Below are 26667 nucleotides of genomic sequence, written 5' to 3' on the forward strand. Positions count from 1 at the left end.
GGGGAATTCTTCACGTAGAAGACATTCCCACGCCGCACCGCAAACGTATCAACACCATCACCATCCCAATCACCGACGAGGACTTCATCGCCGGCCCGGCCGTAGCTGAAGACGAGGTCGGCCACGGTGGCTTGCCAAGTATTGGATAGGTAGAACATATTGCCAGTTGTCGGTGCGGGCGCAGGTACCGTCGGTTCCGGCGCGGGCGTGGTTGGTTCGGGCGCCGTCGGTTCCGGTGAAGTCGGTTCCGGTGAAGTCGGTTCCGGACTGGTTGGTTCAGGCGCGGTCGGCTCCGGCTGCGTGGGAGTCGGTTCCGGCTTCGTGGGCGTCGGCGCAGGAGCCGGATCTTCCTTCTCCGGAATCACCTTGAGCCCAACCTTGAAGGGGTCGTGATCCGAGGAGCGGAAAGCGCTCTCATCCCACAGATTCTTGATGTTGTAGTTGTAGCGGGAGTACTCCAGGGCCACCGACTCGGGGGAATTGATATTCCACACCTGCCCGCCGGTGGCGAGCTTCGCGGCGGCGGGATTGGCCAGCACGTGATCGAGCGAGCCCACCAGCCCGGAGAATTGGTAGGTGTAGGAATCCGGCTGGAAATGCCCGTGCAGATTGGTGTATCCGGCCTTCTCAAAGACCCGGATCGGATCCTCCTTCGAATAGGAGTTGAGATCCCCCACCACAAACACCGGCTTATCGGCAAACTCCGCCGCGATCCAATCGCGTAGCGTCTCCGCCTGCTTGGTGCGCAGGCGGTTGTTATTGCCCTGGTACACATCCTCGTCGTTCGCGATCTTCTTGGATAGCGAACCCTTGGACTTGAAGTGGTTGGTAATCACCACGAACTCCGGGCCCACGCCTTCGCCATCCACAACCGCCTGGAAAGTTTGTGCCAGCGGCTGGCGCGCCGTCCCGGTATACCACTCGCTATTGAGAATCTGCGAGGCGCCTACCGCCCGCACCTTATCTTTCTGGTAGATAAAGGCAAGGCGAATATAGTCCTCGTTCTCCCCCACTTTCGCCGGGGAAGGCACATAAGCCCAGCGCTCGGCCTGCGCGTCCGCATTGAGGGCCGCCACCAGGGCCCGCACCGCAGTATCGCGATCCCCGCCGGATACCCGGGCAGTATTCTCAATTTCCTGCAGCCCCAGCACGCTGGCATCCAGCTCGTTAATAGCCCGCACAATCTTGGTTTGCTGGCGCGCGAAAGACTCGGGGCTATATGCCCCGCGCACCTTGCACCTATTCGCCGCGATGGGATTACCTTCGCGGTCGGTATAGGCCCGGCAGCCCTTCTCGTTTTCGCCGAGGCTCGTGAAGTAGTTGAGCACATTGAAGGAGGCGAGAGAAATATCCCCGCCCAGATCCCCGGGGGCCGCCGCGCGGGTGTTCTCAAAAGTGACCACTTCGGTGGACCGATCCGTGCCATCTTCCAGCGTCACCGGGAACCGCGGTTGCAGCTTCCAGGAATTATTGCGGAAGTCCATAATGAGCCCGCCTTGGAGAGTTGCGGCGGCGCCCACGCGCACCGGCGCAGCCTGAGCAGCCTCGCCGGCGTTACCGGCCCCACCGGTCGCGCCAGCCTCACCGGCGGCACCGGCTTCACCACGCTGAGCCGCCGCATTATCCGCGAACAGATAGGGCACCGGCACATTCGTTTGGGCATTGCGCCCGAAGTAGGCCCGCGAGCGCCCATCATCCAAAACCAGCACATTCGCCGCGTTATAGGCATCCAGGGCCTGTATCTGCTCGGGATTCTCGCTCGGGTTGAAACGTTCGCTGGGCTGCCACAGCGGCTGAGTGCCACAGGCCAGACCCACCTCGCCGTACTGGTTGGTGGCATAGTTATTAGTCACCGTGAGCGGCCCGGTCACGCGCACGAGCATGCCCTCCACCGCTTCGCGCTGCGCCGCCGTGGCATTGCAGGCGATTTCAACCGGCTCAATCGCCGCCGGCTTTTCCTCCAGCACGGTAATAGCAGCGGCATTAATTTCAGTCAGCCCGTAAAACTCGGTGACCGTGCCGCGCACCTCCACATAGGCACCGGCCTCCAGCTGGGCGGCCGCTGCCCCGTATACGAAAATACCGTGGGATGCATCAGTATGTTCCACCCCGGGCGTTTGGATATAGGCCCCGTTGAGTCCGCCTTCCGGGTAGGCCGCGGTCACGACGCCGCGCGTGGTCACCTCCTGCCCGGCGAGTGGACTTGCCTGCCCGCTTCCCTGAATTTGCGCGATGGTGACGGGCGCGGCCGGATCGCTTGTGCTTCCCGTGCCCGGCTCCGTTGTTGGCTCGGTGCCGGGGCCGGTGCTTGGCCCGGGTTGCGGCTGGGTGCCGGGATCCGGTTGGCTCGGGGTTGCGTCGTCGTTCGCACGTCCCGGCGTAGCCGGAACAACACTAAAATCGGCCGCATTATTATTCGTATCCGCGCCGTTGGGGATGCGGGAGGCGGAGTTCGCGGCCATCTGGGAATTGGAGCCGACGCGAGCCGCCTCGCCTTCCGCCACGCTCGCGTTCCCGTATCCGACCAGGTCAATCGCGGTGGCGGGATCGGCCAGGGCCGCGTCAATACGCGACGACGGCGCCAGCACCACAATCCCTCCCTTGGCTCCGAGGTTGATCGGGGAGGTGGCCGCCTCCGGGAGCTGAGCACCGTTGGACCCGTTCGATCCGGCGCTGACCACCAGATAAGCCCCGGCGTCCAGGCTGCCGCTCAGGGCCACCTTGGAAGAAATGTTCTTCCCGTGGCTTGCCGAATAGCCCAGCGTCAGATCGCTCAGGTCAATCGCCGCCGAGCTCGGGTTGTACAGCTCAACGTATTTATGAGTGTAGGTGGATCCGGAGGACCCGCCCCGGGTGTAAATCTCATTAATGACAATTCCGGAACCGTCCGGCGCGGCGAACGCCGGGAGGAGGCAGACGCCGGGAACCATCAAAGCCGTGGCTGATAGTACCGCAACGCCCGCGAGGGCACGTTTTTTCACGTTGCGACCTTTCTGTGTGGTCCGCGCGTGGCGGGCGCGGAAAGTGCTTCACGCCTCCTCCACGTTAGCCCGGCCGCATCGCCAACTCTTAAACACCAGGTAAACGGGCGGTGACCAGGGCTTGCGGCGCTACACAGGCTCGTCGTCGAGCAGCCCGGCGCGCGTCATATCCACCGCGACCCCGATACGCCCTTCCACCCCCATTTTCGCCACGATGGCGGAAAGGTGCGTTTTCACCGTGGATTCAGACAGGTGCAATTTCTCCCCGATATCGCGATTCGAGAGCCCCAGGGAAACCTGCCGGGCCACCTCAAGTTCGCGGGCGGTCAGCCGCGCGATTTTTTCCTGGGCGCGCCGGCGCACGCTCACGGTGCGGGTCGCCGCCAAATATTCGTACACCTGCTTGGCTGCGCGCGGGGAGAGCGCGCCATCCCCGGCCGCCACATTACGGATCGCCTGGAGGAGAACCTGGGGATCTTCCGATTTGAGAATAAAACCAGAGGCGCCGGCTTCCGCGGCGCGCACCGCTTCATCATCGGCATCCAGGGTGGTCACCACAATCACCTGGGGTGGATGCGGGAAACTCCGCAGCTGGCGCGTGGCCTCGATGCCGTCCATGCCCCCGGGCATCGCCACGTCCATGAGCACGACGTCGACCTTCACCGCGGTGAGAGTTTCCAACGCTTCGCGGGCCGTGCCCGCCTGCGCCACCACCTCACTATCGCGCTCCGGACTCAGGTTAATAATCTGTACCAGGAGACGGCGAACCATCGGGTCGTCGTCAACGACCATAACGCGAATGGGTGAGGAAATCGGCACCGCGCTATTTTACCATTCCAGGATTGCTGCCCCGGGCACTCCCGTCCCAGGGAAGGTGCACATCAACTGCGAAAACGCCGCCTTCGGTGCTGAAGCTGGCTCGCCCGCCCAGGGCCTGCGCGCGGGCCTGCACCCCGCGCAATCCCGAGCCTGCCCCCTGCTCGCTTTCGCGCTGCTCCCCATCGTTCGGGGCAGGCATAGCGTTGCGCACCGCAATATCGAGGCCCTGGTCCGGCCCGCCGCTCACCCGCACCCGGGTGGTTTCTTCCGGGGCGTATTTCACCGCGTTGGTGAGCAGTTCCTGGACGATGCGGTAGCAGGCCGTGGTGAGCGCGGCCGGAGCACGTTCGGCATCCGTAATAAAAACATTGGCGACGACGGGATGCCCGGCCGCCAGCACTTTATCAATATGATCCGCTAATTCAGTGAGGGAACGCGGCGGGCGGTAGGCCGAGGAACTCGGATCGCGCATGACCCGCACCAGGGAACGCAAATCATCGGTGGCCTGGCGGGATGATTCCCGCAGCGACCGCGCCGCTTCCTCTAAGTCCGCATCCCCGCGCGCCAGCAATTCCAAGGAGCCGGCCTGCAGGCTCATAATGGCAAGCTGAGAGCCGATGGAATCATGAATTTCCCGAGCAAGGGCATCGCGTTCTTCTTTGCGGGTGAGCTGAGTTTCTAGCTCTTCGGAAGTGGCGGCCGATGCTTGGAGTTCCTCGCTGGTGGCATCCAGGCGATGGTGAGTTTCCTGCAGCTCCGCGGTGGCACTGCGCCACAGCCCCCAACCGATAGGGAGGAGCACCGCCACCGCGTAGAGCACCAGGAGCGGCGCAATATTATTCGGGAAATCATCCAGCGGATTCTGGTGATTGAGGAAGCCCATCACCCAGGAAGAGTTGTAATCTTTCCCGGTCAGTTCGCGGGCGAATTGCCAGGCGGTAATGAGGGCATACATGAGGCACACGCCCAAGGCGCGGCGTCGTCGCCCCAAGGCACGCGCCCCCGCAAGATAGCGCGGCAGCAAAAACCCGACCACCGGTCCGATCGCACCCAAAGTAGAACACACGGCCGCAACCGCGAGCGCGCGGCGCGGGTAGCGTTCCCGGCGCGCCACCCACACGCCCGCCATAATGCAGCAGCACATCGATACGAAGATCCCGACTTCGTCGAGGGTGCCGAGCCAGCCAGGCAGCGCGCGGATTTTCGCGCGTTCAATCTGGTAGCCGACCCCCACCACCATGACGATATATATGGCGGCAGTTTTGAGATAGAAGGGGAGGGCGGCGAGCCCGCGCCGGCGCGCCGGACTCTGCCCCGCACGCGCCGCCGCACCGCTGCGTTTCTTCGGCGCGTAATCTGTCATGCCTGTGATTGTACGGCGCGCCCGCGCGCTTCAGAACCGCCGTTCGGCCCGCGAATGCCACCCGAAGGGATGAGGCGGGTCTGCCCAGGTGGAGGATGTGCGCACCGCGCCGCCTTTCTACCCTGGAGGCGATACGTGAGCGACTCCGGCCGCGGGCTTCCTGCCGGGCCGGGGCGGCGCCCACCGTTGTAGATAAGAAAGGTTCTCGCATGTCAGCATCCACGCCGCCGGTGTACGGCGCAGTACCCGCTCCGGAACAGAAAAAGAATTGGTTTGCGCGCCATAAGCTCCTCACCGCGCTGCTCGCTATTGTGGTGCTCGCGATTGTGGGCACCGCGCTGTCCAAGCAATCCGATGGCAAGCCCGCCGCCACGTCCAGCTCCCAGGCCGCCGATAGCGCGGCATCCGGGAACGCCGCGGAGGGCGCGGATAAGAAGGCCGAGGCTGAGGGCGATAAAGGCGATAAGAAAGATAAGAACGACGACGCAACCGTGGGCATCGGCACCCCGGTCGTTCTCGGTGATTTTGAAGTGACCGTGACCAATGTGGAGAAAGGCGTGAGCCATATCGGCAATGATGTGCTCGGCAAGGATGCCACCGGCCAGTACGTCATTGTGGATGTGACCGTGAAGAATACCGGGAAGGAAGCGGCTGGCTTCGCCGAATCGGAGCAGAAGCTCGTGGATACCGAGGGGCGCCAGCATTCGGTTTCCGGGGATTCCCTGTACTTGGGCGATGCGTCGATGATCTACGAGAAGGTCAATCCGGGCAATACCGTGACGGGCAAGCTGCTCTACGATGTGCCTGCCGATGCGGTTCCTGCCAAGCTGGAACTGGAGACCGGGTGGATTCATAACGCCACTGTTAACTTGCAGTAAACGCCGCTTACTTCGCTAGGCGTTTCTCTTCGCGGCCCTTCGCTCTAGAATCGAGAGCGAGGGGCCGCGGCGCATTCACCCAGCTGAGCGCGCTCCTCGGCGGCGATCGTAGCGGCACACAAGCGATCAAACGAATAAACGAATAAGCAACCAAGCGATCAAGCGAAGAAAGGCAGCTCGTAGCTATGTCACAGCTCGACACCATCTGGTGGCAGGTTTTTGCCCTGGGAGCCTGCGGGGCGCCCATTCGCGAGGGGCATAGCCCCCTGACCGCGGCCGGGGAACTTTCCGACGCCACCCCCGGTGAACACCGCTTACGGGCTTTGGATCCGTGGCTGGACTATCTTATTGAGCTCGGCGCCAATGGCCTGCTCCTCACCCCGATTTTCGCTTCGGTTTCCCACGGCTATGACACCCTCGATCATTTCCGCCTCGATCCGCGCCTGGGCGATAACACGGATATCACCCACCTCATCAAGGAAGCGCACCGCCGCGGCATCCGGGTGCTTTTCGACGGCGTCTTCAACCATATTTCCCGTTCCCATCCACAGGTGGAGGAGTTGGGCCTGCGCACCGGGAGCGGCGATTTCCACACCTGGGAAGGGCACGGGGATCTCATTACCCTCGACCATTCTTCGCCGCGGGTACGTGAGCTGGTCCGCGAGGTCATGGAATTCTGGCTGGAGCGCGGTATCGATGGCTGGCGCCTGGACGTGGCCTACGCGGTCCCGACCGATTTTTGGGCGGAAGTGCTCGGGAAAGTCCGCGAGCGCTTCCCCGAGGCGCTGTTCCTAGGCGAAGTTATCCACGGCGATTACCCCGATTTCGTGGCGCGCTCCAGCGTGGATACCCTCACCCAGTACGAGCTCTGGGCCTCGATCCGCCAGTCGATTGCCGCGCGTAATTTCTGGGAGCTGGACTGGAATCTGGGGCGGCACGCGCAATTCTGCGAGCATTTCATTCCCAATACGTTTATCGGCAATCACGATGTGGAACGCATCGCCACGGCGGTGGGCCCGGCCGGCGCGGTGCTGGCTGCCGCGGTACTCTTCACGGTTCCCGGGATGCCTTCGATTTATTACGGGGACGAACAGGGCTTCACGGGAACCAAACTCGAAGGCTTTTCTGCCGACGACCAATTGCGCCCGCCCCTGCCCGAACGCCCCGAACAGCTCTCCGACCTGGGCGCCGGGATGTACGACGCCTACCGCGCCCTCATCGCGCTGCGCCGCACCCACCCGTGGCTCACCCGCGCCCACCTCGAGGTCACGGGCAAGGATAATACCTGGATCGAGTACCGCGTTTGGGAGCGTCAGCACTACGACGCAGCTCCGACCAGTGCGGACTCTGGCGCGCACGGTACTGACCGCCATGAGCAGCTCACCGGCACTGCCACGCAGGCAGACTCGGCCGCCCAAGTGAACTCTGGCCAGCCCGCTGAGCTGCGGGTGCGCCTCGAACTCGAGCCGCACCCGAGCGCTCGTATCATTGGCGTTGATCCCGCCGGAGGCGACGTTGAACTCTTTTCCTGGTATGCCGACGCGGAAAGTGGGGAGTAAACAGTGCTTATCCTCCTACCTCCTTCGGAAGGGAAAACCGCGCCGGCCAGCGGCCCCGCCCTTGACCTGAGCGCCTTGAGCATCCCGGAATTCACGGCCTTGCGCACCGAGCTGGTGGCGGAGCTGGAAGAAGTATCCCGCCGCCCGGACGCCCTCGATATTCTCGGGGTGGGTCCGAGTATTGCTGATGAGGTCGCCACGCAGATCACGCTGCGCGAGCAGCCCTGCGCTCCGGCCTGGCAGGTGTATACCGGGGTGCTCTACCAGGCCCTCGATATGGGAAGCTTCTCTGCCGCGCAGCTCACCCGCGCCGGGGAGCACACCCTGATTTTCTCGGGGCTCTTCGGCGCCACCTCGCCACTTGATCTCATCCCTTCCTACCGTTTGGGGATGAACGTGGAGTTGGGCGGCGCGAAAATTGCGGCCCGCTGGGCGCCCCTGTGGCCGGTTCTCAATAGCCGGGCCTCCGGATTGGTCATTGACGCGAGGTCCGGTGCCTATGCGGGATGGAAGGTGCCGGCTAGCTGCGACGTCGTAAAAATAACCGCGACCCGCATCACGGGCGCAACGTCCCGAACTATCTCACACGCCGCGAAATATTTCCGCGGGCGGGTGGCGCGTCTGGCGCTCCTGGCCGATACTCCGCCGCGCGAAGCCGAAGAATTGGCGGAATTGTGCCAGCAATTGGTGGGCGAGGAAACCGCCGCCGGGGCGATCACCGGGGTGGAATTGGGGCCGGCGCGGCGCGGGGTGCGCGAGCTCGCGGTGGTGGAGACCGTGGATGCGGGGCGCGCCCACTAAGCTGGGACCGTGCGTTGTTCGTATTTTGAGGCGGGGACCTGCCGTTCATGTACCCGGATGGGTGAGGCCTACCCCGCTCAGGTGGCGGACAAGGAGGAACGCCTGGCCGAATTGCTGACGCCTTTCGCACCGGCGTGGCTGCCGCCCGCGCTCTCCCCGGAATCGCATTTTCGTAATAAAGCGAAGCTCGCCGTGGGCGGAACCGCGCAGGCGCCGACGCTGGGAATTTTGGATCGGGGCATGCGCGGGGTAGACCTGCGCGAATGCGGGCTTTACGAGGAGCCCATTACCGCGGCGCTCCCGGCACTAACCGAGTTCATCGGGCGAGCGCGGCTCACGCCTTTTGACGTGCCGAGCGGGCGCGGGGAACTCAAAAATATTCTTATTACCGCGGCGCCGAGCGGTGAGCTGCTGCTACGTTTTGTGCTGCGCTCGACCGAGTCGGTGGTACGGATTCGCAAGCATCTGCCCTGGTTGCGCGCGCAGCTGCCGAACGCTCGGGTTATTTCTGTTAATTTGCTTCCGCAGCGTGCCGCCCTCGTGGAGGGTGAGGAGGAGATTGTGCTGACCGGGGAGGATACGCTGCCTTTCCCGCTTGGCGCAGTGACGCTTTACCTCACCCCGCGTTCCTTCTTCCAGACGAATACCACGATTGCCCGGGCGATGTACGCACAGGCGCGCGAATGGGCCGCGGGTTTGGGCGGGGTGCGCACGGTTTGGGATTTGTATTGCGGGGTGGGTGGTTTCGCGCTGCACGTGGCCGGCCCGGGGCGGCGCGTGACCGGCGTGGAGATTTCCGAGGCCGCGGTGGATTCCGCGCGCCACGCTGCCGCGAAGGCCGGCAGTTCCGCGCAGTTTTTTGCCGGCGACGCCGCACGTGCCGCCGGCAAGCTCGGCGGCACGCCCGATCTGCTCATCGTCAATCCACCGCGACGTGGCCTGACAGATCTCACCGAGTGGATTGCGGCGAATCCCCCGCGCTGGCTCATCTATTCATCATGTAATCCCACCACGCTGGCCAAGGACTTGCAGCTACTGGAGGGCTTTGCCGTGCACGAAGCACGCCTCATGGACATGTTCCCGCAAACTGCACACATGGAGTGCATGGTGCTGGCGGAGCGGGTGGATTAGGCGGGCGGCAGCGAAGTTTCGGAGCGGTATGCCGCCATATTTATCCCGGGCGTTTCGCGAAGGATAAGTGCTTGCGCCTGCCACTACATTGGCGCAGACTGTTCAACAGGCGATAAGGAGGTCACCCATGGCAAAGACAGCGAATGTATACGTCCGCATTGATCCCGAGCTCAAGGAACGGGCAGAACACATTTTGAGCTTATTGGGTATCTCCCCATCAGCTCTTATTACTCTGCTTTATAAGCAAGTGATCCTGCACCGCGGCATTCCCTTTGAAGTGAAGCTCCCGTATGCCAGGCCGGTTGATATTAGCTCGCTGACCAAAGAGGAGTTAATTGCCGAATTGGACAAAGGCCTCCGGTCCATCGAATCTGGCACCACCCAACCCGCAGACGAAGTATTTAAATCACTGAGTTCAGAGTTCGGCGAATGGGATTCCGCGATAGGCACCGAAACCCAGCCGCTTTGATTCATGTGGCGCTCTTGCTGCTCGGAGATCGTCTGCGTTTAACTGTGGGCAGGCCTGATTTCTGCCATTTGACCCTGACGTTACGTCACACTCTACCGTTGTTAACACGGAAGGAGGATCAGTGATGAAAACCGTCAATGAGGTCAGCAAAATAGCCGGCATTAGCGTTCGCACGTTACAGTACTACGACAGAATCGGGCTTCTCAAGCCCACCGATTACTCGGATGCTGGATACAGGCTGTACAGCGACTCGGACGTGAAACAGCTGCAATATATTTTGCTTTTTCGGGAGTTGGAATTCCCGCTCAAAGAAATCAAAGCCATAGTCCACAGCGAGAACTTCGATGAAGCCGAGGCACTCGACCAGCAGATAACCCTACTGTCCCTGAAAAGGGACCGGCTCGAAGCCTTGCTGGACTTCGCAAAAAGAATCAAATCGTCAGGAGGTACCTACATGGATTTCACAGTTTTTGACACCGGAAAAATCGATGATTACGCACGCCAGGCCCGAGAGCGCTGGGGCGCAACGTCGGAATATCAGGAGTATGAATCCAAGCACGCAGGACGGAGTACCACGGAAAACCAGGCCATCACCCAGAGCCTCATGTTAATTTTCGGAGAATTCGGGAAGATCAAAACCGGCGCTCCCGACTCGCCAGAAGCTCAAGTGCTGGTGAAAAAGCTGCAAGGCTTCATCACCGATAATTTCTATGCGTGCACGGATGAGATCCTGGCCGGCCTCGGGGAAATGTATACCGATGGTGGAGAGTTCACTCGCAATATTGATGATTTTGCGGGCGAAGGAACCGCGGTATTCGTTCACGAAGCCATCAAGCGCTACTGCGCATAGTTCATAGCCCATCCACTTCCTTATAAGCTGTGCCCGGTGCCGCCTCCCCGACTACCTTATCCGTGGTCGAAGAGCGGCACCGGGCACAATAAAGCTCCCGCTACGGGAGTTAAGCACCTGGGGCAGGTTGCGGATAGGTAGCGAGCAAGTGCGCGGCCGACTGGGCTGCAAAGTTTTTCCCTTGGTACGATTCCTCCCCCTGGTAGATAACCGCGCGATTTTCAGCCGGGATTCCCAGGAGCTCACCGATCTGGGAAAGCTGGTGGCCAAATTTATCGCGCATCGTAATCGAGGATTTAATCTCGAAAATGCGCGGGTGACTACGCACGGTGAGATCAAGGAGATCAACCTCGCGCTTGGAGTCATCACGATAAAAATAGAGCTCCGGTTCCGTTCCCGTATGGAGATATTGTTTCCGCATCTCCGCGATCACAAAATTCTCGAATACCGCCCCGCGTTTCGGATGGGTCAGAAGTTCAGCAGCACTTCGGATTCCCAAGAGATGACACAGCAAACCCGTATCGTAAAAGAACAGCTTCGGAGTCTTCGTCACTCGTTTCACACCGCTGGACATATACGGCTGCAGCGTGAACGTGATGTAGGAGGAGTTGAGAATCGACGCCCACTCTTTAACGGTCCGATAGGTGGAGCTGATATCGCGCGCCAAGCCACTGTAGTTAATGAGGCTTCCGCTCGACTCTGCACACAATCGCAGGAAAGCACGGAATGCGTCAATATTTCGGACACCGAGATAATCCGCGACATCTCTTTCAAGGTAAGTCCGCACGTAATTAGGCATAAAAACGTGGGCCGGGATACCCGCGTCGTAAATACGCGGATATCCTCCGGCAACTTGCGCTTCGCTGAGTGTGGGCACAGGATCAAGTGCTTGAAGTTCCTGCCAGCTCAAGGGCAGCAGCTGAAGCATTCCAACCCTGCCGGCCAAGGATTGGCTAATGCTCCGCAGCAGCGAAAAGTTTTGTGAACCGGTCAAAATATACTGCCCTGCCTCACCACGCTCATCTGATCGCACCTGAATGGTAGAAAAAAGATCCGGAGCGTATTGCGCCTCATCAACGATAAGCGGCGCGGGGTGCGCGGCAAGAAAACCAACTGGATCCTGGGTAGCTGCCGCACGGAGATTCGGATTTTCGAGGTTGACGTATTGATACGTGGGAAAAGCCATCCGAACCAGGGTTGATTTCCCGCTCTGGCGCGGGCCGGTAACGAAAACTACCGGAAACCATTGCGCCAATTGTGCGATATAACCACTCGCGCTGCGAGGAATCACCGTGCCACACTCTCCCTTCATTGCGATAGCAGAGCCACCGTATATCTGCACCAGACCTCACCAGATCATTGCAGTAGGATCGACCAAATCATTGCAGTAGATCCTACCAAATCATTGCAGTAGAACCCACCAAATCATTGCAGTAGGACCCACCAAATCATTGCAGTAGAACCGACCAAATCATTGCAGTAGGAACTGACGGATCGGCACAATAGCAACGAAAAACCCCGCTCGCACCGCTATCGTAGACCGGCACAGTCGCACATGGCTCGCTCGCGGCTTACACACTCACCGCAAGCCGTAGCGTTTGAGGTGGCGTTGAGCGCGCGCGGAGTTGTCATTCTGTAAGGCGAGCAGCTCGGCGTAGATACCTCCGGACTCGGCAAGCTCTGCCGGGCTACCCACCTCATCAATGTGCCCGGCGCGCAGAGTAATAATGCGGTCCACGCTGGCAATAGTAGAGAGCCGGTGCGCGATAATAATCGAGGTGCGGTCTTTCATGAGGTCTTCCAGACCGGCCTGCACCCACCGCTCGGAGCGGGTATCCAGCGCGGAAGTCGCTTCGTCCAGCACCAAAACCGGAGCAGCTTTGAGCATCGCACGAGCCACCGCGATGCGCTGGCGTTGCCCACCGGAAAGCTTGAGCCCGCGCTCCCCGATGACGGTGTCATACCCCTGGGCGAAACGCCGAATAAAACGATCCGCGTGAGCGCGGGTCGCGGCATCGAGGATTTCTTCCTCGGTAGCATCCGGGCGCCCGTAAGCAATATTTTCCCTAATTGTTCCGGAGAAAAGCGCCGGGTCCTGGAAAACTACCCCGATGGCGGCGCGCACCTGCCCGAGTGGCAGACCCGCGATATCGCTGCCGAAGAGCTCAATATGTCCGGCCCGCGGTTCGTATAGCCCTAGAAGAAGCGAGGTCAGGGTGGTTTTCCCACCCCCGGATTCGGAAACGAAAGCGACCCGTTCCCCCGGCTCGATAGCGAAACTAACATCGCGTAAAACATCCGGATCGGTGCCGTATCCAAAAGTCACGTTCTCGAAACGAATCGCCGGCACGTCAGGCTCAATCTCCTCCACGTTCTGGTGGAGCGCGCGGGCCGTAAGTGGGCGGGCCGGTGCGGCGTCGTCGTTCTGACTAGGAGCGGTGCCACCGGGAAGGGTAGCGGAGTTGGATATAACGGGGCGCTGGCCGCGTTCGGTTTCGGCGAGTTCCATGACCTCGAAGTAATCGCGCGAGCCGGCGATGGCGTGCTGGGTGGTGTCCACGATCCAGCTCATGGACATGACCGGGCGGCGTGCCATCCCCACGAGCTGCACCAGGATAACCATGTCGCCCACGGAGAATTGACCGCGGGCGGTGCGCAGGAAAATAATGGCGTAAATCGCGAAGAAAATAATGGCCATAACCATGCGGCGCAGGAAGTCCATGGTGTGCCAGTGGCGGGATTGATCGGCGGTGAGGCGCTCGGCGTGCTCGTAGTGACGGGCGAAATGCGCGAGTTCGCCGCGTTCACGGGTGAAGGATTTGACCACGCGGATCTGGCCGATTACTTCGTTGAAGCGCCCGCCGGCCACGTCGATGTCTTCGTTTTTCTGTGCTTCCAGGCCTTGCCAGCGCCGCGAGGTGAGGGCGGTCAGCCACATGTAAATCGGGAAAATAATAAGCAGGAGGAGGCAGAGCAGCGGGGAATAAATAAAGGAAATAATCAGTACGGCGATCACCGTGAGCAGCGTGGTGAAGAAGGAGTTTGCGAAGTTCTTGACGAAATTCGTGACCTCCATAATGGAGCGGTTGAGGCGCGAGGTGATGGTGCCGGTGAGTTCGCGGTCGAAATAATCTTGCGGGAGAGTGAGGAGTTTATCGAAGTAGCGCACGGAGAGGATGGAGCGCATTTTTTGGCTCATGAGGTCGCCGGCGTATCCGCCCAGCGAGTCGATGGTGGTGGAGAAAAAATCGATGGCGAGGAAGGCACCGGCCAGTAGGATGACACGCCGCACCGCCGCATCAACCTCGAGACTGCCGCTCACGGCGGCAACCGCGGTATCGGTGGCGGCGCCGAGCACGAAGGGAACGATGATGGTTCCGGCGGTCACGAGGATGGATGCGAGGGCCACCGCCACGTAGTAACGGGACAGCGCGGAAGTGAAACGAAAAATTCTTAGCAGTGCGTGCACATAGTGACCCTAGCAGTACTGCGCGCTGTTCCCGGGGCGTTCGCGTGCCGCGCCGCACTGGAAGTCACGGTCGCGTTCCTGGGTGCGGTCGCGTTCCTAGGCGCGGTCAAGCTCGCGGTCACGCGCGTGGTTGCGGTCGCGACCGTGTTCGCGGTTGCGGTCCCAATCCATCTGCACCGCGAGCGCAGCGAGGAGTAGATCCAGGGTGTGGGGTTGGTAGCGAGTCAGTTCGGAGCCGGGGTGGCGCGCGCTACCGGCTGCGGCACCGGCTGCGGCACTTGCCGCGGAACTTCCTGAGGCCCCCGCGCGGGAAGGCCCGGTGCTTTCCTGGGCACGTAATTGCGCGAGGCGCTGCGCGGCCTGGTGCCGCAGATACTCGCGTAGGTCTTTATGACCGCGGGTAAGAACGACGTCGCCATCCGCTCCGGCAGCGAAAATCCGGCGAGCATGGGCGCGCCGTTCGTTGGCGCGTTCCCGCTCTGCCGCGAGTTCTTGTTCGGCGTTCTGGAGGGAGCGGGTGAGCTGGTCAATGCGCTCTTGCATCTGGAGGATGCGGGCGATGCCGGCCAGGTTGATGCCATCCTCCTGGGACATGCGTTGAATTTCTTGGAGGCGTTCCACATCCTCCAGGGAGTAGCGCCGCCCGCCTCCGCGGGTGCGCCGAGCGGACACCAGCCCCAGGCGGTCATATTGGCGCAGCGTCTGGGCGTGCATGCCCGCGAGTTCGGCCGCTACTGACACCGTGAGTAACGGTGCGCGTCGATTCGCCATACCTCCTCAACCTCCTTTGTTGGGGTTCCGGGCCCGGCCCCGTGCGGGGCCGGGCTAGCCGGGTTTTTCGTTCCTTGTGCCGCTTCGCTAGTGCTTCACGCTAGCTTGGTTAGCTGTTCGCATGAGCTTCGCTAGCACTTCGCCTAGACCTTGGCCATGCGAATGAAATCCGTGCGCGGATCGGCATCGCCTGTGGCCTTGGCGAAGAGTTCCACGGTTTTGCGGGCGTCATCCGAAAGCCGGGTGGGGACCACGACCTTGAGACGCACGTACATATCCCCGGCCGTGCCTTTGGCCGTGAGACCCTTGCCGCGCACCCGCAGAATTTTATCCGTGGAGGAACCGGCCGGGATTTTCACCCGGACGGTGTGCCCTGCCAGTGTGGGTACTTCTACGGTAGCCCCGAGAGCGGCTTCCGGGAAGGATACCGGGACATTGACGTAAACATCTTTGCCCTGCACCTCGAAAACCGGGTGGGGCTCCACGTGGACGGTGACGATAATATCGCCAGCCGGCCCGCCGTTGAGACCCGGATGCCCCTTCCCAGCGATCCGAATTTTCTGGCCGTCGCTCACACCGGCCGGGACTTTCGCGGTCACGGACTTGCCGGAAGCGGTTTGGATTTTCACGGTGGCCCCGTCCACAGCCTGGCGGAGCGGGAGCGAGACCGCGGCGGTCATATCAGCACCCTTCTGGGCTCGGCGCTGGGAGCCGAATCCGGCGAAACCTCCGCCTCCCTGGCCGCCTCCGAAAAGTCCGCCTAGCACGTCCTCGAAGTTGCCGCCGAAGCCGCCTGCGCGGGTGCCGCCCGTGGAGGATGAGGCGTGGTAGGTTCCACCGCGCCCGCCGGAGAACATGGAGAAGATGTCCTCGAAACCGCCGCTGCCTTGCCCACCGGCCCGGAAGCGGGGCCCGCCGGCCCCGAGCGCCCGGATCGCATCGTATTGTTTGCGATCCTCCGGATTGGAGAGAACTTGGTAGGCCTCCCCCACCCTCTTGAACTTTTCTTCGGCGTCCTTCGAGCCGCCATTCCGATCGGGGTGGTAACGGCGGGATAGCTTCCGGTAGGCCTTTTTAATATCCTCCTGGGTGGCGTCTTTTTTCACGCCGAGTTCCTGGTAGAAATCCTTATCGAGCCAATCTTGGCTTGCCCCTGCCATATGCTCACCTCCCCTTTCTTATCGTGCTGTGTGTATTGCGTGAAGCCTGCCCCCCCCCACTATTCCGGTGAGACCACTCCCACCCGGGCCGGGCGGAGCACCTTATCCGCCACGGTGTATCCGGGTTGGATAAGCGTCTCGATAGTTTGTGAGGTGGCTTCCGCAGAGGATCGATTCATGAGTGCCTCGTGGTACTCCGGATCGAATTCATCACCAACCGCCCCGAAACGCGCCACCTTGAAGGTGGAGAAGAGAATCTGCTCCACCTTCTCCGCGATCAAGCCGGTGGGGCCTTCCAGGTCCCCGTGCTGGCGAGCCAGCTCCACATCATCAAGAACCGGAAGCAAGGCCTCAATCACCTTGAGAGTGCCCGAATCACGGTGCGCTCCGGCTTCCTGCTTGGAGCGGCGCACGTAATTCGTGTACTCCGTCTCGGTGTTGTAGAGCGAGGCCTGGGCGCGTTTGAGCTGGTCCTCCAGGGTGCTAATGGTCGCCATTGCTTCGCTCAGCGGATCGGCCGCAACTGCCTCAGTATCGCCTGCGCCGGATTCAGCACTAGAAGCTTCAGCATCGGATTCCTGAGAATCGGATGCCTGGGCAGCGCCAGCCGCGCCAGCTTTTCCAGCGCCAGCCGCGCCCGCCTCGGGTTCCTGAGCCGTGCCCGTGCCGGATTCACCTTCACCTGCCGGCGAGGCCGCGGCGGTAGCTGCGTCGTCGTTCCCAGAAACAGCGCCCGCGCCGTTACCGGCGCCCGCGCTTTCCCCGGCACCAGAACTAACAGCAGGCTCCTCCGCGCTTTCCGGGCCGTTGCGCTTCAGATCGTCCTCACTCATTACTTATTCTCCTCATCGTCCACGACTTCGGCGTCGACGATATTGTCGTCAGAAGAACCGGACGCACCGGAACCACCCGCGGCACCGGAGGCATTCGCGCCGCCGTTCTGCTCAGCGGCCTGGGCCTGCGCGTAAATTTCCTGCCCGATCTTCTGCGATTTCTCGTTGAGTTCGGCCAGGGCGCTCTTGACGTCCTCCACGTTGCCGGTGCCCTTGAGGGTTTCGCGTACCTTGGCGATGGCCTCCTCCACTTCGGTGACGGTGGCATCGGTGAGCTTGTCCTTATTGTCCTTGATCAGGCGCTCAATGGAGTACGCGGTCTGCTCGGCCTGGTTGCGGGTATCGGTTTCTTCCTTGGCCTTGGCATCTTCCGCGGCGTGTTCCTCAGCTTCCTTGACCATGCGGTTGATTTCCTCTTCGGAGAGGGCCGAACCGCCGGTAATGGTCATGGACTGTTCCTTGCCGGTGGACTTATCACGGGCGGACACATGCACGATGCCGTTGGCGTCGATATCGAAGGTGACCTCGATCTGCGGCACCCCGGACGGAGCCGGCGCGATCCCGGTCAGATCGAAGGTACCCAGCGGCTTGTTATCGCGCGTGAACTCACGTTCACCCTGGAACACCTGGATGGATACCGAAGGCTGGTTATCTTCCGCGGTGGAGAAGGTTTCCGAATGCTTGGTGGGGATAGCGGTATTGCGCTGGATGAGCTTGGTCATCACGCCGCCCTTGGTTTCAATACCGAGGGAGAGCGGGGTGACGTCGATAAGCAAAACATCCTTGCGGTCCCCGGTGATCACACCGGATTGCAGCGCCGCACCCACGGCCACAACCTCATCGGGGTTGACGCCCTTATTGGGTTCACGCCCGTTGGTGAGCTCCTTGACCACTTCGGTCACGGCCGGCATACGGGTGGAACCACCCACCAGCACCACGTGATCAATATCGGAAATCTGGATGCCCGCATCGCGAATCACGTTCATGAACGGGGTCTTGGTGCGGTCCAGCAGATCCTTGGTCATATCCTCAAACTTGGCGCGGCTGAGGGTTTCATCCACGTGGATCGGCCCGGATTCACTCATGGAAATATAGGGCAGCGAAATCTGGGTGGAGGTCGCGGCAGACAGCTCAATCTTAGCCTTTTCCGCGGCTTCCTTGAGGCGCTGCAGCGCGATCTTATCCTTGGACAGATCCACACCGGAGGCGTTCTTCACCTGATCAACCAGCCAGTTGACGATGCGCTGATCCCAATCATCCCCACCGAGCTTGTTATCCCCGGAGGTGGCCTTCACCTGGATGAAGGAGAAATCATCCTCATCCTTGCCCACTTCCAGGAGGGAAACATCAAAGGTGCCGCCGCCCAGATCGAAGACCAGAATCGTTTCGTCTTCCTTGCCTTTTTCCAGGCCGTAGGCCAGCGCCGCGGCCGTGGGTTCGTTGACGATACGCTGCACATTCAGGCCGGCGATAGTGCCGGCATCCTTGGTGGCCTGGCGCTGCGCGTCATTGAAGTAGGCCGGCACGGTAATAACCGCATCGGTGACGGTATCGCCCAGGTAGGCTTCCGCATCCTTCTTCAGCTTCTGGAGAATAAACGCGGAAATCTGCTGCGCGTTGTATTCCTTACCGTCAATATCAACCTTCCAGTCATCACCCATATGGCGCTTGACGGACGAAATCGTGCGATCAACATTGGTGACAGCCTGGCGCTTGGCCACTTCACCCACGAGTACTTCTCCGCTCTTAGAGAAGCCCACAACGGACGGGGTGGTGCGCGCACCTTCCGCATTCGCGATCACCGTGGGTTCCCCGCCTTCGAGGACGGCCACCACGGAGTTGGTTGTTCCCAAGTCAATACCTACTGCACGTGCCATGATTGCTCCTTCTGCATTCGTGCCGCAGATCCGCACACCGGCGGTACCGGCCGCGGACCCTTCGACAAAGTTTCCTTCCAAGTCTGAACGATCCGAGAACCTATGTCCAATCGGCTCGCCCTTTCTTGAGTCCACCTAACTCAACCTTAGGGGCATGGTTTTTATTCCCGCCCACTTTTCGCGAGCTACGTCACGTCCTTGCGCACCCTCTTTTTTCGGTACGACGACGCCGCTGCGCCATCCCGGAATCCGGCTGGCCACGCCAGGTAGACTTGCACCATGACTCTGAGCATCGGTGTGGATGTTGGCGGCACGAAGGTGGCCGCCGGCGTCGTCAATGAACAAGGTGAAATTTTGCAGCGGGTCCGGCGCCCCACGCCGCGCCAGGATTCCGAGGCCTTTATCGCAACCATCGCCGCCTGCGTCAATGACCTCAAATCCTCGGGGGCTACCACCGTTGGAATCGGGCAGGCCGGCTATATCGCCGCGGATCGCGATACGTTGATCTACGGCACGAATGTGCCCCTACAGAACGGACGGCTCGGTTCACGTATCGCTGAGCTCACCGGCATGCCCGTCGTCGTTGAAAATGACGCTAACGCGGCGGCCTGGGCCGAATACCGTTTCGGTGCGGCCGCGGATGCGGAATCTGCCGTTGTGGTGACGCTCGGCACCGGGCTGGGCGGCGGCGTCATCATGAACGGGAATCTGCTGCGCGGAGCTTTCGGTTTCGGCGCGGAAATCGGGCATATCCACATGGTTCCGAACGGGCCGCTGTGCGGGTGCGGATCGCGCGGGTGCTGGGAAGTGATGGGCTCGGGTAGTGCGCTGGTGCGTTTCGCCACCGAACGGGCCGCGAATTACCCGAGCGGGGCCGCTCGTATCCTGGAATTGGGCGAAGGGCGCGTGACCGGCCCGGCCGTGACCGCGGCCGCCCAGGAGGGCGATGAGATGGCCCTCGATGTTTTCAATGAGCTCGCGCATTGGAATGCCATCGGTTTGGCGGATATGGCCACCATTTTCGATCCGGAAATCTTCGTGATTGCCGGCGGGGTAAGCGAGGCTGGTTCGCTCGTGCTTGATCCGCTGGTACGCGAATTCCCCGAAGTTCTCCCCGTGGCGAAATACCGGACGCTGCCGGAGATTCGCCTCGCGCGGCTCGGGAACGACGCCGGGATTATCGGCGCCGCGGATCTGTCCACGATTGAGTAACGTGGCTGGCTAGCCAACGTGCGTGAGCTGCACGCCAGTACGATTTAGCGCGCACAGAACCGCAAGTAACCGTCTGAGCTGCGCGCCGGAATACGCTTCCCGGTTTCCACCGCTAGCGAGCATTTCCGGCGCGCAGCTGATTTTTGTTTCGAGGGCGGTTTTTCTGTCATAGGCCACCTTTAGGATGAGCCTATGAATGAAAACATAACTACTGGCGCGTCCGCCACCGCGCGCGCCGCTGAACAAAGTGCCGCGGATTACCGCACCATTACGGAAGTTTCTGATTACCGGCAGGCCGAACGCCTGGTAGATGCGCTCTCGGATGCCGGGTTCCCGGTGGAAAATGTGCGTATCGTCGGCGTGAATCTGGAAAGCGTGGAGCAGGTGACCGGGCGCCTGACTACCGGGAAGGCCGCGCTCTACGGCGCGGCGGGCGGGGCCTCCTGGGGCCTCTTCTTCTCCTTCTTCTTTATCCTTTTTGCGCCGGCCGTGGTGCTCTGGCAGGTGCTCCTCTTCGGGCTTGCCTGCGGGGCGGTGCTCGGTGCCATTATGGGTGCGATCTCGCACGGGTTTACCGGTGGGCGGCGTGATTTCGCTTCGGTGCGGGCCACCACCGCCAATTCTTATGAGGTGCAGGTGCGTAGAGCTTTCGTCAATGAGGCTTATGCAACTTTGGCGCAGGCCGGGTATTCGGTGAGCTAAGAATTCAGCTTCACCGTGCTCGCAGCGGAGCTACCCACTACTATGGTGGGTGGCTCTGCTGCCGAACGTGAGGGGAACTTATGGTTGTACGCCACGAAATCCGCCCGCCTATTACCCGGCTTCCGGACGGGACCATCAAACAGATCAACCCGTTTTCCGGTACCGAAGTGTGGACCCAGCCGGGCCGCGCTAACCGGCCTCTCAAGGCGGAAGTTCCCATCGCGGAACCGCTGAGTGCGGATCACCCGGAAAACTTCTGTTCTTTCTGCGCGGATCGAGTGCTGGAAACACCGCCGGAAAAGGCGCGCATCGTTGGCAACCCCGCCACGGGTGAAGCTCGGATCACCTATGATGCCCCGGTGGATTCCCTGGCGGACCCGTGGGATTTCCGGCGAGTTCCCAATCTTTTTGAGATTGTTCCTTTCCAGTACTGGACCACCAACTACCAGTACGAACTCACCACCCGCCGCCAGGATGCTTTTGAGCGCTACACCTCGGATGCGGCCGGGCGCGCCCACGTGCTTTCCGTGGCGCATAACAAGGCCATTGCCTCGGGCATGGATGAGGATGCCTGGAATGCACTTCCGGAGCGGGAGCGCCTCTTGAGCGCACTGCCGTTCTACGGGGGCGGGCATGACCTCATTATCGGGCGCCACCACTATGTGCCAGGTTCAGATTCCACCGCGAATCGGGCTGGCTCGGGTACCCTCACCCCGGCTGAGCACTACTGGTACTTCCTGCTTACCGCGGATGCCATGCGCGATCTGTACGAGCAGAACCGCTACGTCAAATACGTGCAGGTCTTCCAGAATTGGTTGCGGCCGGCCGGTGCCTCCTTCGAACACCTCCATAAGCAGCTGGTCTCCATTGATGAGCGCACCGTCAATCACCGCTACGAAGTGGATCGGGTGCGCGATAACCCCAATATTTTCAACGAGTACGGGGTGGATTACGCCGGCTACCACAATCTCGTTATCGCGGAGAACAAGTACGCGGTGGCCTACGCCGGGTTCGGGCATCGCTATCCCACCCTCGAAGTGTGGTCGCGTTCGGAAGCATCTCAGCCTTTCGAGCACACCCGCCATGAATTGCGCGCGGTTTCGGATCTGGTGCATGCCATGCACGCGGCCACCGGCCCGGATATTCCCACGAATGAGGAATGGTACGCACCTTCGCGGGATATGGAAGTAGCAACCCCGTGGCGGGTGCTCCTCAAGTGGCGCACCTCCACCCTTGCCGGTTTTGAAGGCGGCACCAAGATCTACGTCAATACCATTGACCCGTGGTCCTTGCGGGATCGGGTGGTTCCCCGCCTGCTGGAGCTGCGCGCCGAAGGGGCGATTGCTTCCACGATCAATATCGCCACCGAATGCAGCTGCGAAGTCAATTCGCTGCGTTACGGAATGGGTGAATCAGGAGTGCGCGGAAGGTAGTTGGACCGCGGCCGGAGCCATCCTCACTCGCGGCCGCACCCGCCCCGACCTGGCGCATAGAAAGGAGACTTTATGTCTCGGATTTCTGAGACAGCCCTCGTTTTTGAGGGCGGCGGTATGCGCGCGAGCGCCACCGCCCCGGTGGTTATCAAGCTCATCGAGGCCGGGCTGGAGTTCCCGCATGTTTCGGGGATTTCGGCGGGTTCCAGTCACGTGGCGAATTACCTGAGCCGTGACCCGCTGCGGGCCCGGCGTTCTTTCGTGGAATTTGGGGCAGATCCGAATATCGGAAACTGGCGGACCTTCCTCAGCGGCAAGGGCGCCTTCAATTCGGATTATATTTACCTTCACACGTCGCGCCCGGGCCAGGCACTTCCCTTTGATTTCAAGACTTTCCAGTCCACGCCCGGAGATTTTGATATCAGTGCTTTTCGTTTGAGCGACGGCGCCGCCGTGCACTGGCACCGCGGCGATATTAAGGTTCTTGACGATCTGTTGGTGCGGGTGCAGGCGTCCTCAACGATGCCCGGCATCATGCCTTTCGTAACGCTCGACGGTGAGCTTTATGCCGACGGCGCGCTCGGGCCATCCGGGGGTATACCTATTGATGCCGCTGAGGCTGCTGGCTTCGAGCGCGCCGTCGTTATTATGACGAAACCGCGCGATTACGTGCGCCCAGCGCCTTCCCGAAAGGCAAGTGCGCTGATCCGGGCGGCTTTCCGCAAATACCCCCACCTCATTACCGCGCTGGAGGAACGCGCCACAAAGTACAACGCCACCCGGGCCCATCTTTTCGATCTGGAAGCGCAGGGGTGGGCCTATCTCTACTTCCCGCGCCACCAGCTGACTTCGAATAGGGAAACCACTGTGGCGAAGCTGGAAGCCTCTTTCACGGCCGGCACCGCCCAGATCAACGAGGACTTCGCCGCGATCCTGCGCTTCCTCGGGGTTTAGCTGCACTGTTCAGGAAGATTAGTTAACCTGCGGCAACCAGCCGCCCGCTATCCATGCGCACCACCCGGTCGGCAACGGTCGCCGCTTCGGCATCATTGTGGGTCACGTAGACCGCCGTCGTGCCGGCCTTTTGCAGCACCCGGCGCAGGAATACCGCCAGGTCCTCCCGCAGGCGGGTATCGAGGGCGGAAAGCGGTTCGTCCAGGAGCAGCACCCGCGGGCGCGCCGCCAGGGAACGCGCCAGAGCCACCCGCTGGGCTTGCCCACCCGAAAGAGTCGTGACCGCCCGTTTGGCATAACCGCTGAGTTCCACCAGCTCCAGCCAGCGCTCGACCTCCGCTGCCACCTCGGCGCGCGAACGGCCCTTCTCAATCCCGTAGGCAATATTTCCGCCCACGCTGCGATTCGGGAAAAGCTGCCCGTCCTGAAAAACCATGCCCACCCCGCGCCGATGGGTGGGAACCGCCGTCATATCAGCGCCGTCGATCAGCACCTGCCCGCGCACCGCTTCCAGCCCGGCGATCCCGCGCAACAGCGAGGATTTCCCCGAACCGGACGCCCCCAGCAGCGCCACGGTCGTGCCCGACTCCACGCTCAGATTCACGCCGCGCACCGCCTCGAAACCGTCCGGGTAACGCACCGACACGTCACGAAGTTCTAACACGAAGCTTTCCTTTCTGCTGCGTTAATAACGACGACGCAGCCCCGGCAGGCGCCGCCATTTCACTCAGTGCCATCAGGCCCCCGGTGACCGTACCGAGCATCACCGCCCCCGCCATCGCGGTCCCGTAATTTTCCGCCCCGGGCCTCCCCAGGAGCTGGCCGATCAGCACCGGAAGCGTGGTGGAATCACTGGTGGCCAGGAAGGATGTGGCACCGTACTCCCCTAAAGAAATGGCCAGGCCGAAACCTGCCGCCACCGCGAGCGCGCGGGCAGCCAAGGGCAGGTCGATACTTCTCCAGACCCTCCCCGGGCCGGCCCCCAGGGTGGCGGCGGCCTCGCGCAGGCGCGGGTCGATGGCCCGCACCACCGGGAGGATCACCCGGGCCACGAGGGGAAGGGCCACCACCGCTTGTGCCACCGGCACGAGCACCTGCGCGGAAGGTACAAGCATGCGAATGGTGAGGAATAATCCGAAACCGACCGTCACCGCGGAAACCCCCAGCGGCAGCAGGGCGATCCCTTCCGCCGCCGCACTCACCGGCCGCGGCGGAGCCCACGGAGAAGCCAACGCGAAAGCCAGCAGCGCCCCGAGGAGCAGGGCAAGTGCGGCAGCGCTCAGGCCCGTTGTCAAAGAATTCCGGAGCGCATCGGAAGCCGAGACCCCCGAGAATCCGGAAGAACCGATGAGATTGCGGTAGTTCTCCAGCGTCCAGGTACCCGAACGCTGGAAGGAGCGCGCCACCAAGGTGAGGAGCGGGGCTCCAATAAGGAAAATAACGGTAGCCGCGCTGATGAGCAGCGCCGGAATATCACTCCGGCTCACCTTCCTCCGGGCGGCCGGGCGCAGGCGCAAGGCCGCCGAAGTGCGCCGGGTGGCCCGGGCCGCCACCGCGGTGGCAATCCCAACGATCACCACTTGCAGCAGCGAAAGCACCGCCGCAGCCCGTAAATCAAGGAAGGTGGTAGTTTGCACCCAGATTTCAGTTTCGAGGGTCCCGTAGCCGGGCGCACCTAAAGTTTGGACGATTCCGAACGACGTCGAACAAAATAAAAAGACAATAGCCGCGCCGGACGTAATAGCCGGGGCCAATTCCACAAGGGTGACGGTACGGAAAGCCCGCCACGGGGAGGCGCCCAGGGTACGGGCCGCCTCCGCGTGCGGGGGAAGCGCCGCCCACAGCGGCCCCACCGTCCGCGAAATCACCGCGGTATTGAAGAAAACCATGGCCGCGACCACCGCCCACGGGCTGGAATCCCAGCCGAGGAAACCGTAGGGGCCGTCCGCGCGCAGCAGCGCCCGGAACGCGGTACCCACCACCACGGTGGGGAGCACGAAAGGCACCACCACGAAGGCCCGCACCACCCGCACCCCGGGAAGGCGCAGCCGGTAAAGCACATAGGCGAGGGGAAGCCCGAGCATTACCGAGAACGCGGTGCTGGCCGCTGCCATCCACAGGGTTTGCCCGGCGACTTTCCAGGTGCGCGGGCGGGTGAGCTCGGCGGCAAAACCCGCGGTATCCACCCCGGCCGGGGTGACGAGCCCGCGCGCGAGCATCGCCACCACCGGCCACAGGAAGAACACCGCGAGGAAAAATAGCGGGACCGCGAGCGCGAGGGCAACCACCAGGGAAGCTCCGTGCGGGCGCGGGATACGGAATGCGTTACTCACATTCCTGCGGTGTCACGCCAGGCGCGGATCCATTCGGCGCGCTGGGTGCCCACTTCTTTAGCGTCCAGCACGATGGGGTCCGTGACACGCGGGGCGTGCTGCTGCCAGCTCGCGGGCAGTTCCACATCGGCCACCGGATACACGTACATCGACTCCGGGATGGCTTTCTGAACATCCTCGGAAAGCAGGAAGTCGATAAAAGCCTGCGCGCCTTCCGGGTTCTCTGCCCCGCGCAGTACCCCGGCGTATTCCACCTGGCGTACGCAGGTCGATTCGATCACGCCGGTGCGCCCGTTTTCAGCGGCCGGGGAGGAAGAATAGGAAACCACCAGCGGGTAGTTTCCCTTGCCTTCCGAACCGGAAAAATCGGTGTAGTAGGCATCCGTCCACGAACCGGAAATGCGGGTGCCGGCCCCGAGTAGCTGGCCCCACAGCTGGGAGAGCCCCTCCGTTCCCCCGGCAACGTGGGCGGTCGCGGCCAGGAAAGCCAGGCCGGGCGAGGAAAGCGCCGGGTTTTCCACCGCGAGCAGCCCGGCGTATTCGGGGCGGGAAAGATCGGCGAAACTCAGGGGCGGAATCATATTTTTCTGGGTGAACCACTCGCGGTCGTAATTCACGCAGACTTCGCCCTGGTCGATGGGATTGAGTTTCCCTTCCAGGGCGGTCACTCCCGCGGGGAGTTTCGGGGAAGAATAATCGGCGATGGTGTTACCATCAAGCGCCTGGTAGGCGGTATAGGTATCCACCCCGAACACCATATCCGCACCGGGTTTGCCATCCGCCAAGACCAATTGGTTAACAACCTGGCCGGTATCCCCGGGTGCTGATTTCACGATGGTGTACCCGGATTCTTTCTCGAAGCGGGCGATGAGCTCATCGGGAAGGTTGAATGATTCGTGGCTGACCACCCGAACTGTGGTGGGCTGATCGCTCGCTGCCGGAGAGGCGGCGTCGTCGTTCTTTGAGCAGCCGGCCAGGGCCAGTGCCGCAACCATCGCGGCGGCCGCAAGTGCGCGGGCGCCGTGCCTATTTTTCTGGACCATGCATCCTCCTCAGGATATAAGGAGGGTCT

Annotated in this window: 22 protein-coding genes; 10 read left to right on the forward strand and 12 right to left on the reverse strand. The window is 61.8% G+C overall.

Features of this window, described 5'->3' with window-relative positions; all coding sequences use genetic code 11:
* The 3 genes from ACRQDJ_RS07995 to ACRQDJ_RS08005 all read right to left on the reverse strand — a co-directional run.
* Window positions 1-2981, reverse strand: a 2981-nt coding sequence (locus ACRQDJ_RS07995; protein ID WP_435717981.1) for an ExeM/NucH family extracellular endonuclease, incomplete at its 3' end; no start/stop codon positions are given.
* Between the two features lie 129 nt (window positions 2982-3110).
* Window positions 3111-3800, reverse strand: coding sequence for a response regulator (locus ACRQDJ_RS08000; protein ID WP_435717982.1), 690 nt, complete (start codon window positions 3798-3800; stop codon window positions 3111-3113).
* 4 nt (window positions 3801-3804) lie between these two features.
* Window positions 3805-5163: a sensor histidine kinase gene (locus tag ACRQDJ_RS08005; protein WP_435717983.1), complete on the reverse strand. Its 1359-nt coding sequence runs from the start codon at window positions 5161-5163 to the stop codon at window positions 3805-3807.
* Window positions 5164-5372: 209 nt separating this feature from the next.
* Here ACRQDJ_RS08005 and ACRQDJ_RS08010 point away from each other — a divergent pair, with 209 nt between their 5' ends.
* From ACRQDJ_RS08010 to ACRQDJ_RS08035, 6 genes are all read left to right on the forward strand, one after another.
* Window positions 5373-6041 (forward strand): DUF4352 domain-containing protein, encoded by a 669-nt coding sequence (locus ACRQDJ_RS08010; RefSeq protein WP_284904775.1) that lies wholly within the window; start codon window positions 5373-5375, stop codon window positions 6039-6041.
* A 185-nt stretch (window positions 6042-6226) separates the two neighbouring features.
* Window positions 6227-7600, forward strand: a complete 1374-nt coding sequence (locus ACRQDJ_RS08015) for an alpha-amylase family glycosyl hydrolase (protein WP_284904776.1) — start codon at window positions 6227-6229, stop codon at window positions 7598-7600.
* A 3-nt stretch (window positions 7601-7603) separates the two neighbouring features.
* Window positions 7604-8401 carry a YaaA family protein gene (locus ACRQDJ_RS08020; protein ID WP_284904777.1) on the forward strand — a complete coding sequence of 266 codons (798 nt, stop codon included), beginning with the start codon at window positions 7604-7606 and terminating at the stop codon, window positions 8399-8401.
* A 57-nt stretch (window positions 8402-8458) separates the two neighbouring features.
* Window positions 8459-9532 (forward strand): methyltransferase domain-containing protein, encoded by a 1074-nt coding sequence (locus tag ACRQDJ_RS08025; protein ID WP_284904778.1) that lies wholly within the window; start codon window positions 8459-8461, stop codon window positions 9530-9532.
* Window positions 9533-9659: 127 nt separating this feature from the next.
* Complete coding sequence (locus ACRQDJ_RS08030) at window positions 9660-10001, forward strand: type II toxin-antitoxin system RelB/DinJ family antitoxin (protein WP_284904779.1); 342 nt, start codon at window positions 9660-9662, stop codon at window positions 9999-10001.
* 124 nt (window positions 10002-10125) lie between these two features.
* Window positions 10126-10851 (forward strand): MerR family transcriptional regulator, encoded by a 726-nt coding sequence (locus ACRQDJ_RS08035; protein WP_284904800.1) that lies wholly within the window; start codon window positions 10126-10128, stop codon window positions 10849-10851.
* Between the two features lie 109 nt (window positions 10852-10960).
* Here the strand turns inward: ACRQDJ_RS08035 and ACRQDJ_RS08040 are convergent, their stop codons facing one another.
* From ACRQDJ_RS08040 to dnaK, 6 genes are all read right to left on the reverse strand, one after another.
* Complete coding sequence (locus tag ACRQDJ_RS08040; RefSeq protein WP_435717984.1) at window positions 10961-12193, reverse strand: ATP-binding protein; 1233 nt, start codon at window positions 12191-12193, stop codon at window positions 10961-10963.
* A 237-nt stretch (window positions 12194-12430) separates the two neighbouring features.
* The gene (locus tag ACRQDJ_RS08045) at window positions 12431-14320 is read right to left on the reverse strand and encodes an ABC transporter ATP-binding protein (protein WP_284904781.1); all 1890 of its coding nucleotides are present in this window, start codon (window positions 14318-14320) and stop codon (window positions 12431-12433) included.
* Window positions 14321-14416: 96 nt separating this feature from the next.
* Window positions 14417-15091, reverse strand: coding sequence for a heat shock protein transcriptional repressor HspR (locus ACRQDJ_RS08050; protein WP_350309602.1), 675 nt, complete (start codon window positions 15089-15091; stop codon window positions 14417-14419).
* Window positions 15092-15234: 143 nt separating this feature from the next.
* Complete coding sequence (locus tag ACRQDJ_RS08055; protein ID WP_284904782.1) at window positions 15235-16251, reverse strand: DnaJ C-terminal domain-containing protein; 1017 nt, start codon at window positions 16249-16251, stop codon at window positions 15235-15237.
* A gap of 59 nt (window positions 16252-16310) precedes the next feature.
* Window positions 16311-17084 (reverse strand): nucleotide exchange factor GrpE, encoded by a 774-nt coding sequence (locus tag ACRQDJ_RS08060; RefSeq protein WP_284904783.1) that lies wholly within the window; start codon window positions 17082-17084, stop codon window positions 16311-16313.
* Window positions 17084-18961 (reverse strand): molecular chaperone DnaK, encoded by a 1878-nt coding sequence (dnaK, locus tag ACRQDJ_RS08065; protein ID WP_284904784.1) that lies wholly within the window; start codon window positions 18959-18961, stop codon window positions 17084-17086. The genes ACRQDJ_RS08060 and dnaK overlap by 1 nt, the downstream gene beginning before the upstream one ends.
* 279 nt (window positions 18962-19240) lie before the next feature.
* Between dnaK and ACRQDJ_RS08070 the strand changes: the two genes are divergently transcribed.
* The 4 genes from ACRQDJ_RS08070 to ACRQDJ_RS08085 all read left to right on the forward strand — a co-directional run bounded on the left by ACRQDJ_RS08070 (window position 19241) and on the right by ACRQDJ_RS08085 (window position 23262).
* Window positions 19241-20173: an ROK family glucokinase gene (locus ACRQDJ_RS08070; protein ID WP_016441863.1), complete on the forward strand. Its 933-nt coding sequence runs from the start codon at window positions 19241-19243 to the stop codon at window positions 20171-20173.
* A 192-nt stretch (window positions 20174-20365) separates the two neighbouring features.
* The gene (locus tag ACRQDJ_RS08075) at window positions 20366-20875 is read left to right on the forward strand and encodes a general stress protein (protein WP_087069990.1); all 510 of its coding nucleotides are present in this window, start codon (window positions 20366-20368) and stop codon (window positions 20873-20875) included.
* Between the two features lie 80 nt (window positions 20876-20955).
* Complete coding sequence (locus ACRQDJ_RS08080) at window positions 20956-22308, forward strand: DUF4921 family protein (RefSeq protein ID WP_016441865.1); 1353 nt, start codon at window positions 20956-20958, stop codon at window positions 22306-22308.
* A 72-nt stretch (window positions 22309-22380) separates the two neighbouring features.
* Entirely contained in the window at window positions 22381-23262 is an 882-nt protein-coding gene (locus ACRQDJ_RS08085; RefSeq protein ID WP_284904785.1) for a patatin-like phospholipase family protein, read from the forward strand.
* Between the two features lie 22 nt (window positions 23263-23284).
* Here the strand turns inward: ACRQDJ_RS08085 and ACRQDJ_RS08090 are convergent, their stop codons facing one another.
* Genes ACRQDJ_RS08090 through ACRQDJ_RS08100 form a run of 3 tightly spaced genes read right to left on the reverse strand, consistent with a single transcriptional unit; the run spans window position 23285 to window position 26638 of the window.
* Window positions 23285-23926: an ABC transporter ATP-binding protein gene (locus ACRQDJ_RS08090; RefSeq protein ID WP_284904786.1), complete on the reverse strand. Its 642-nt coding sequence runs from the start codon at window positions 23924-23926 to the stop codon at window positions 23285-23287.
* Window positions 23910-25595: an ABC transporter permease gene (locus tag ACRQDJ_RS08095; protein WP_284904787.1), complete on the reverse strand. Its 1686-nt coding sequence runs from the start codon at window positions 25593-25595 to the stop codon at window positions 23910-23912. The genes ACRQDJ_RS08090 and ACRQDJ_RS08095 overlap by 17 nt, the downstream gene beginning before the upstream one ends.
* Window positions 25592-26638: a thiamine ABC transporter substrate-binding protein gene (locus tag ACRQDJ_RS08100; protein ID WP_284904788.1), complete on the reverse strand. Its 1047-nt coding sequence runs from the start codon at window positions 26636-26638 to the stop codon at window positions 25592-25594. The genes ACRQDJ_RS08095 and ACRQDJ_RS08100 overlap by 4 nt, the downstream gene beginning before the upstream one ends.
* Window positions 26639-26667: the final 29 nt, after the last annotated feature.

This window comes from Actinotignum urematis (genome assembly GCF_051264595.1).
GTDB classification, from domain to species: Bacteria; Actinomycetota; Actinomycetes; order Actinomycetales; family Actinomycetaceae; genus Actinotignum; species Actinotignum timonense_A.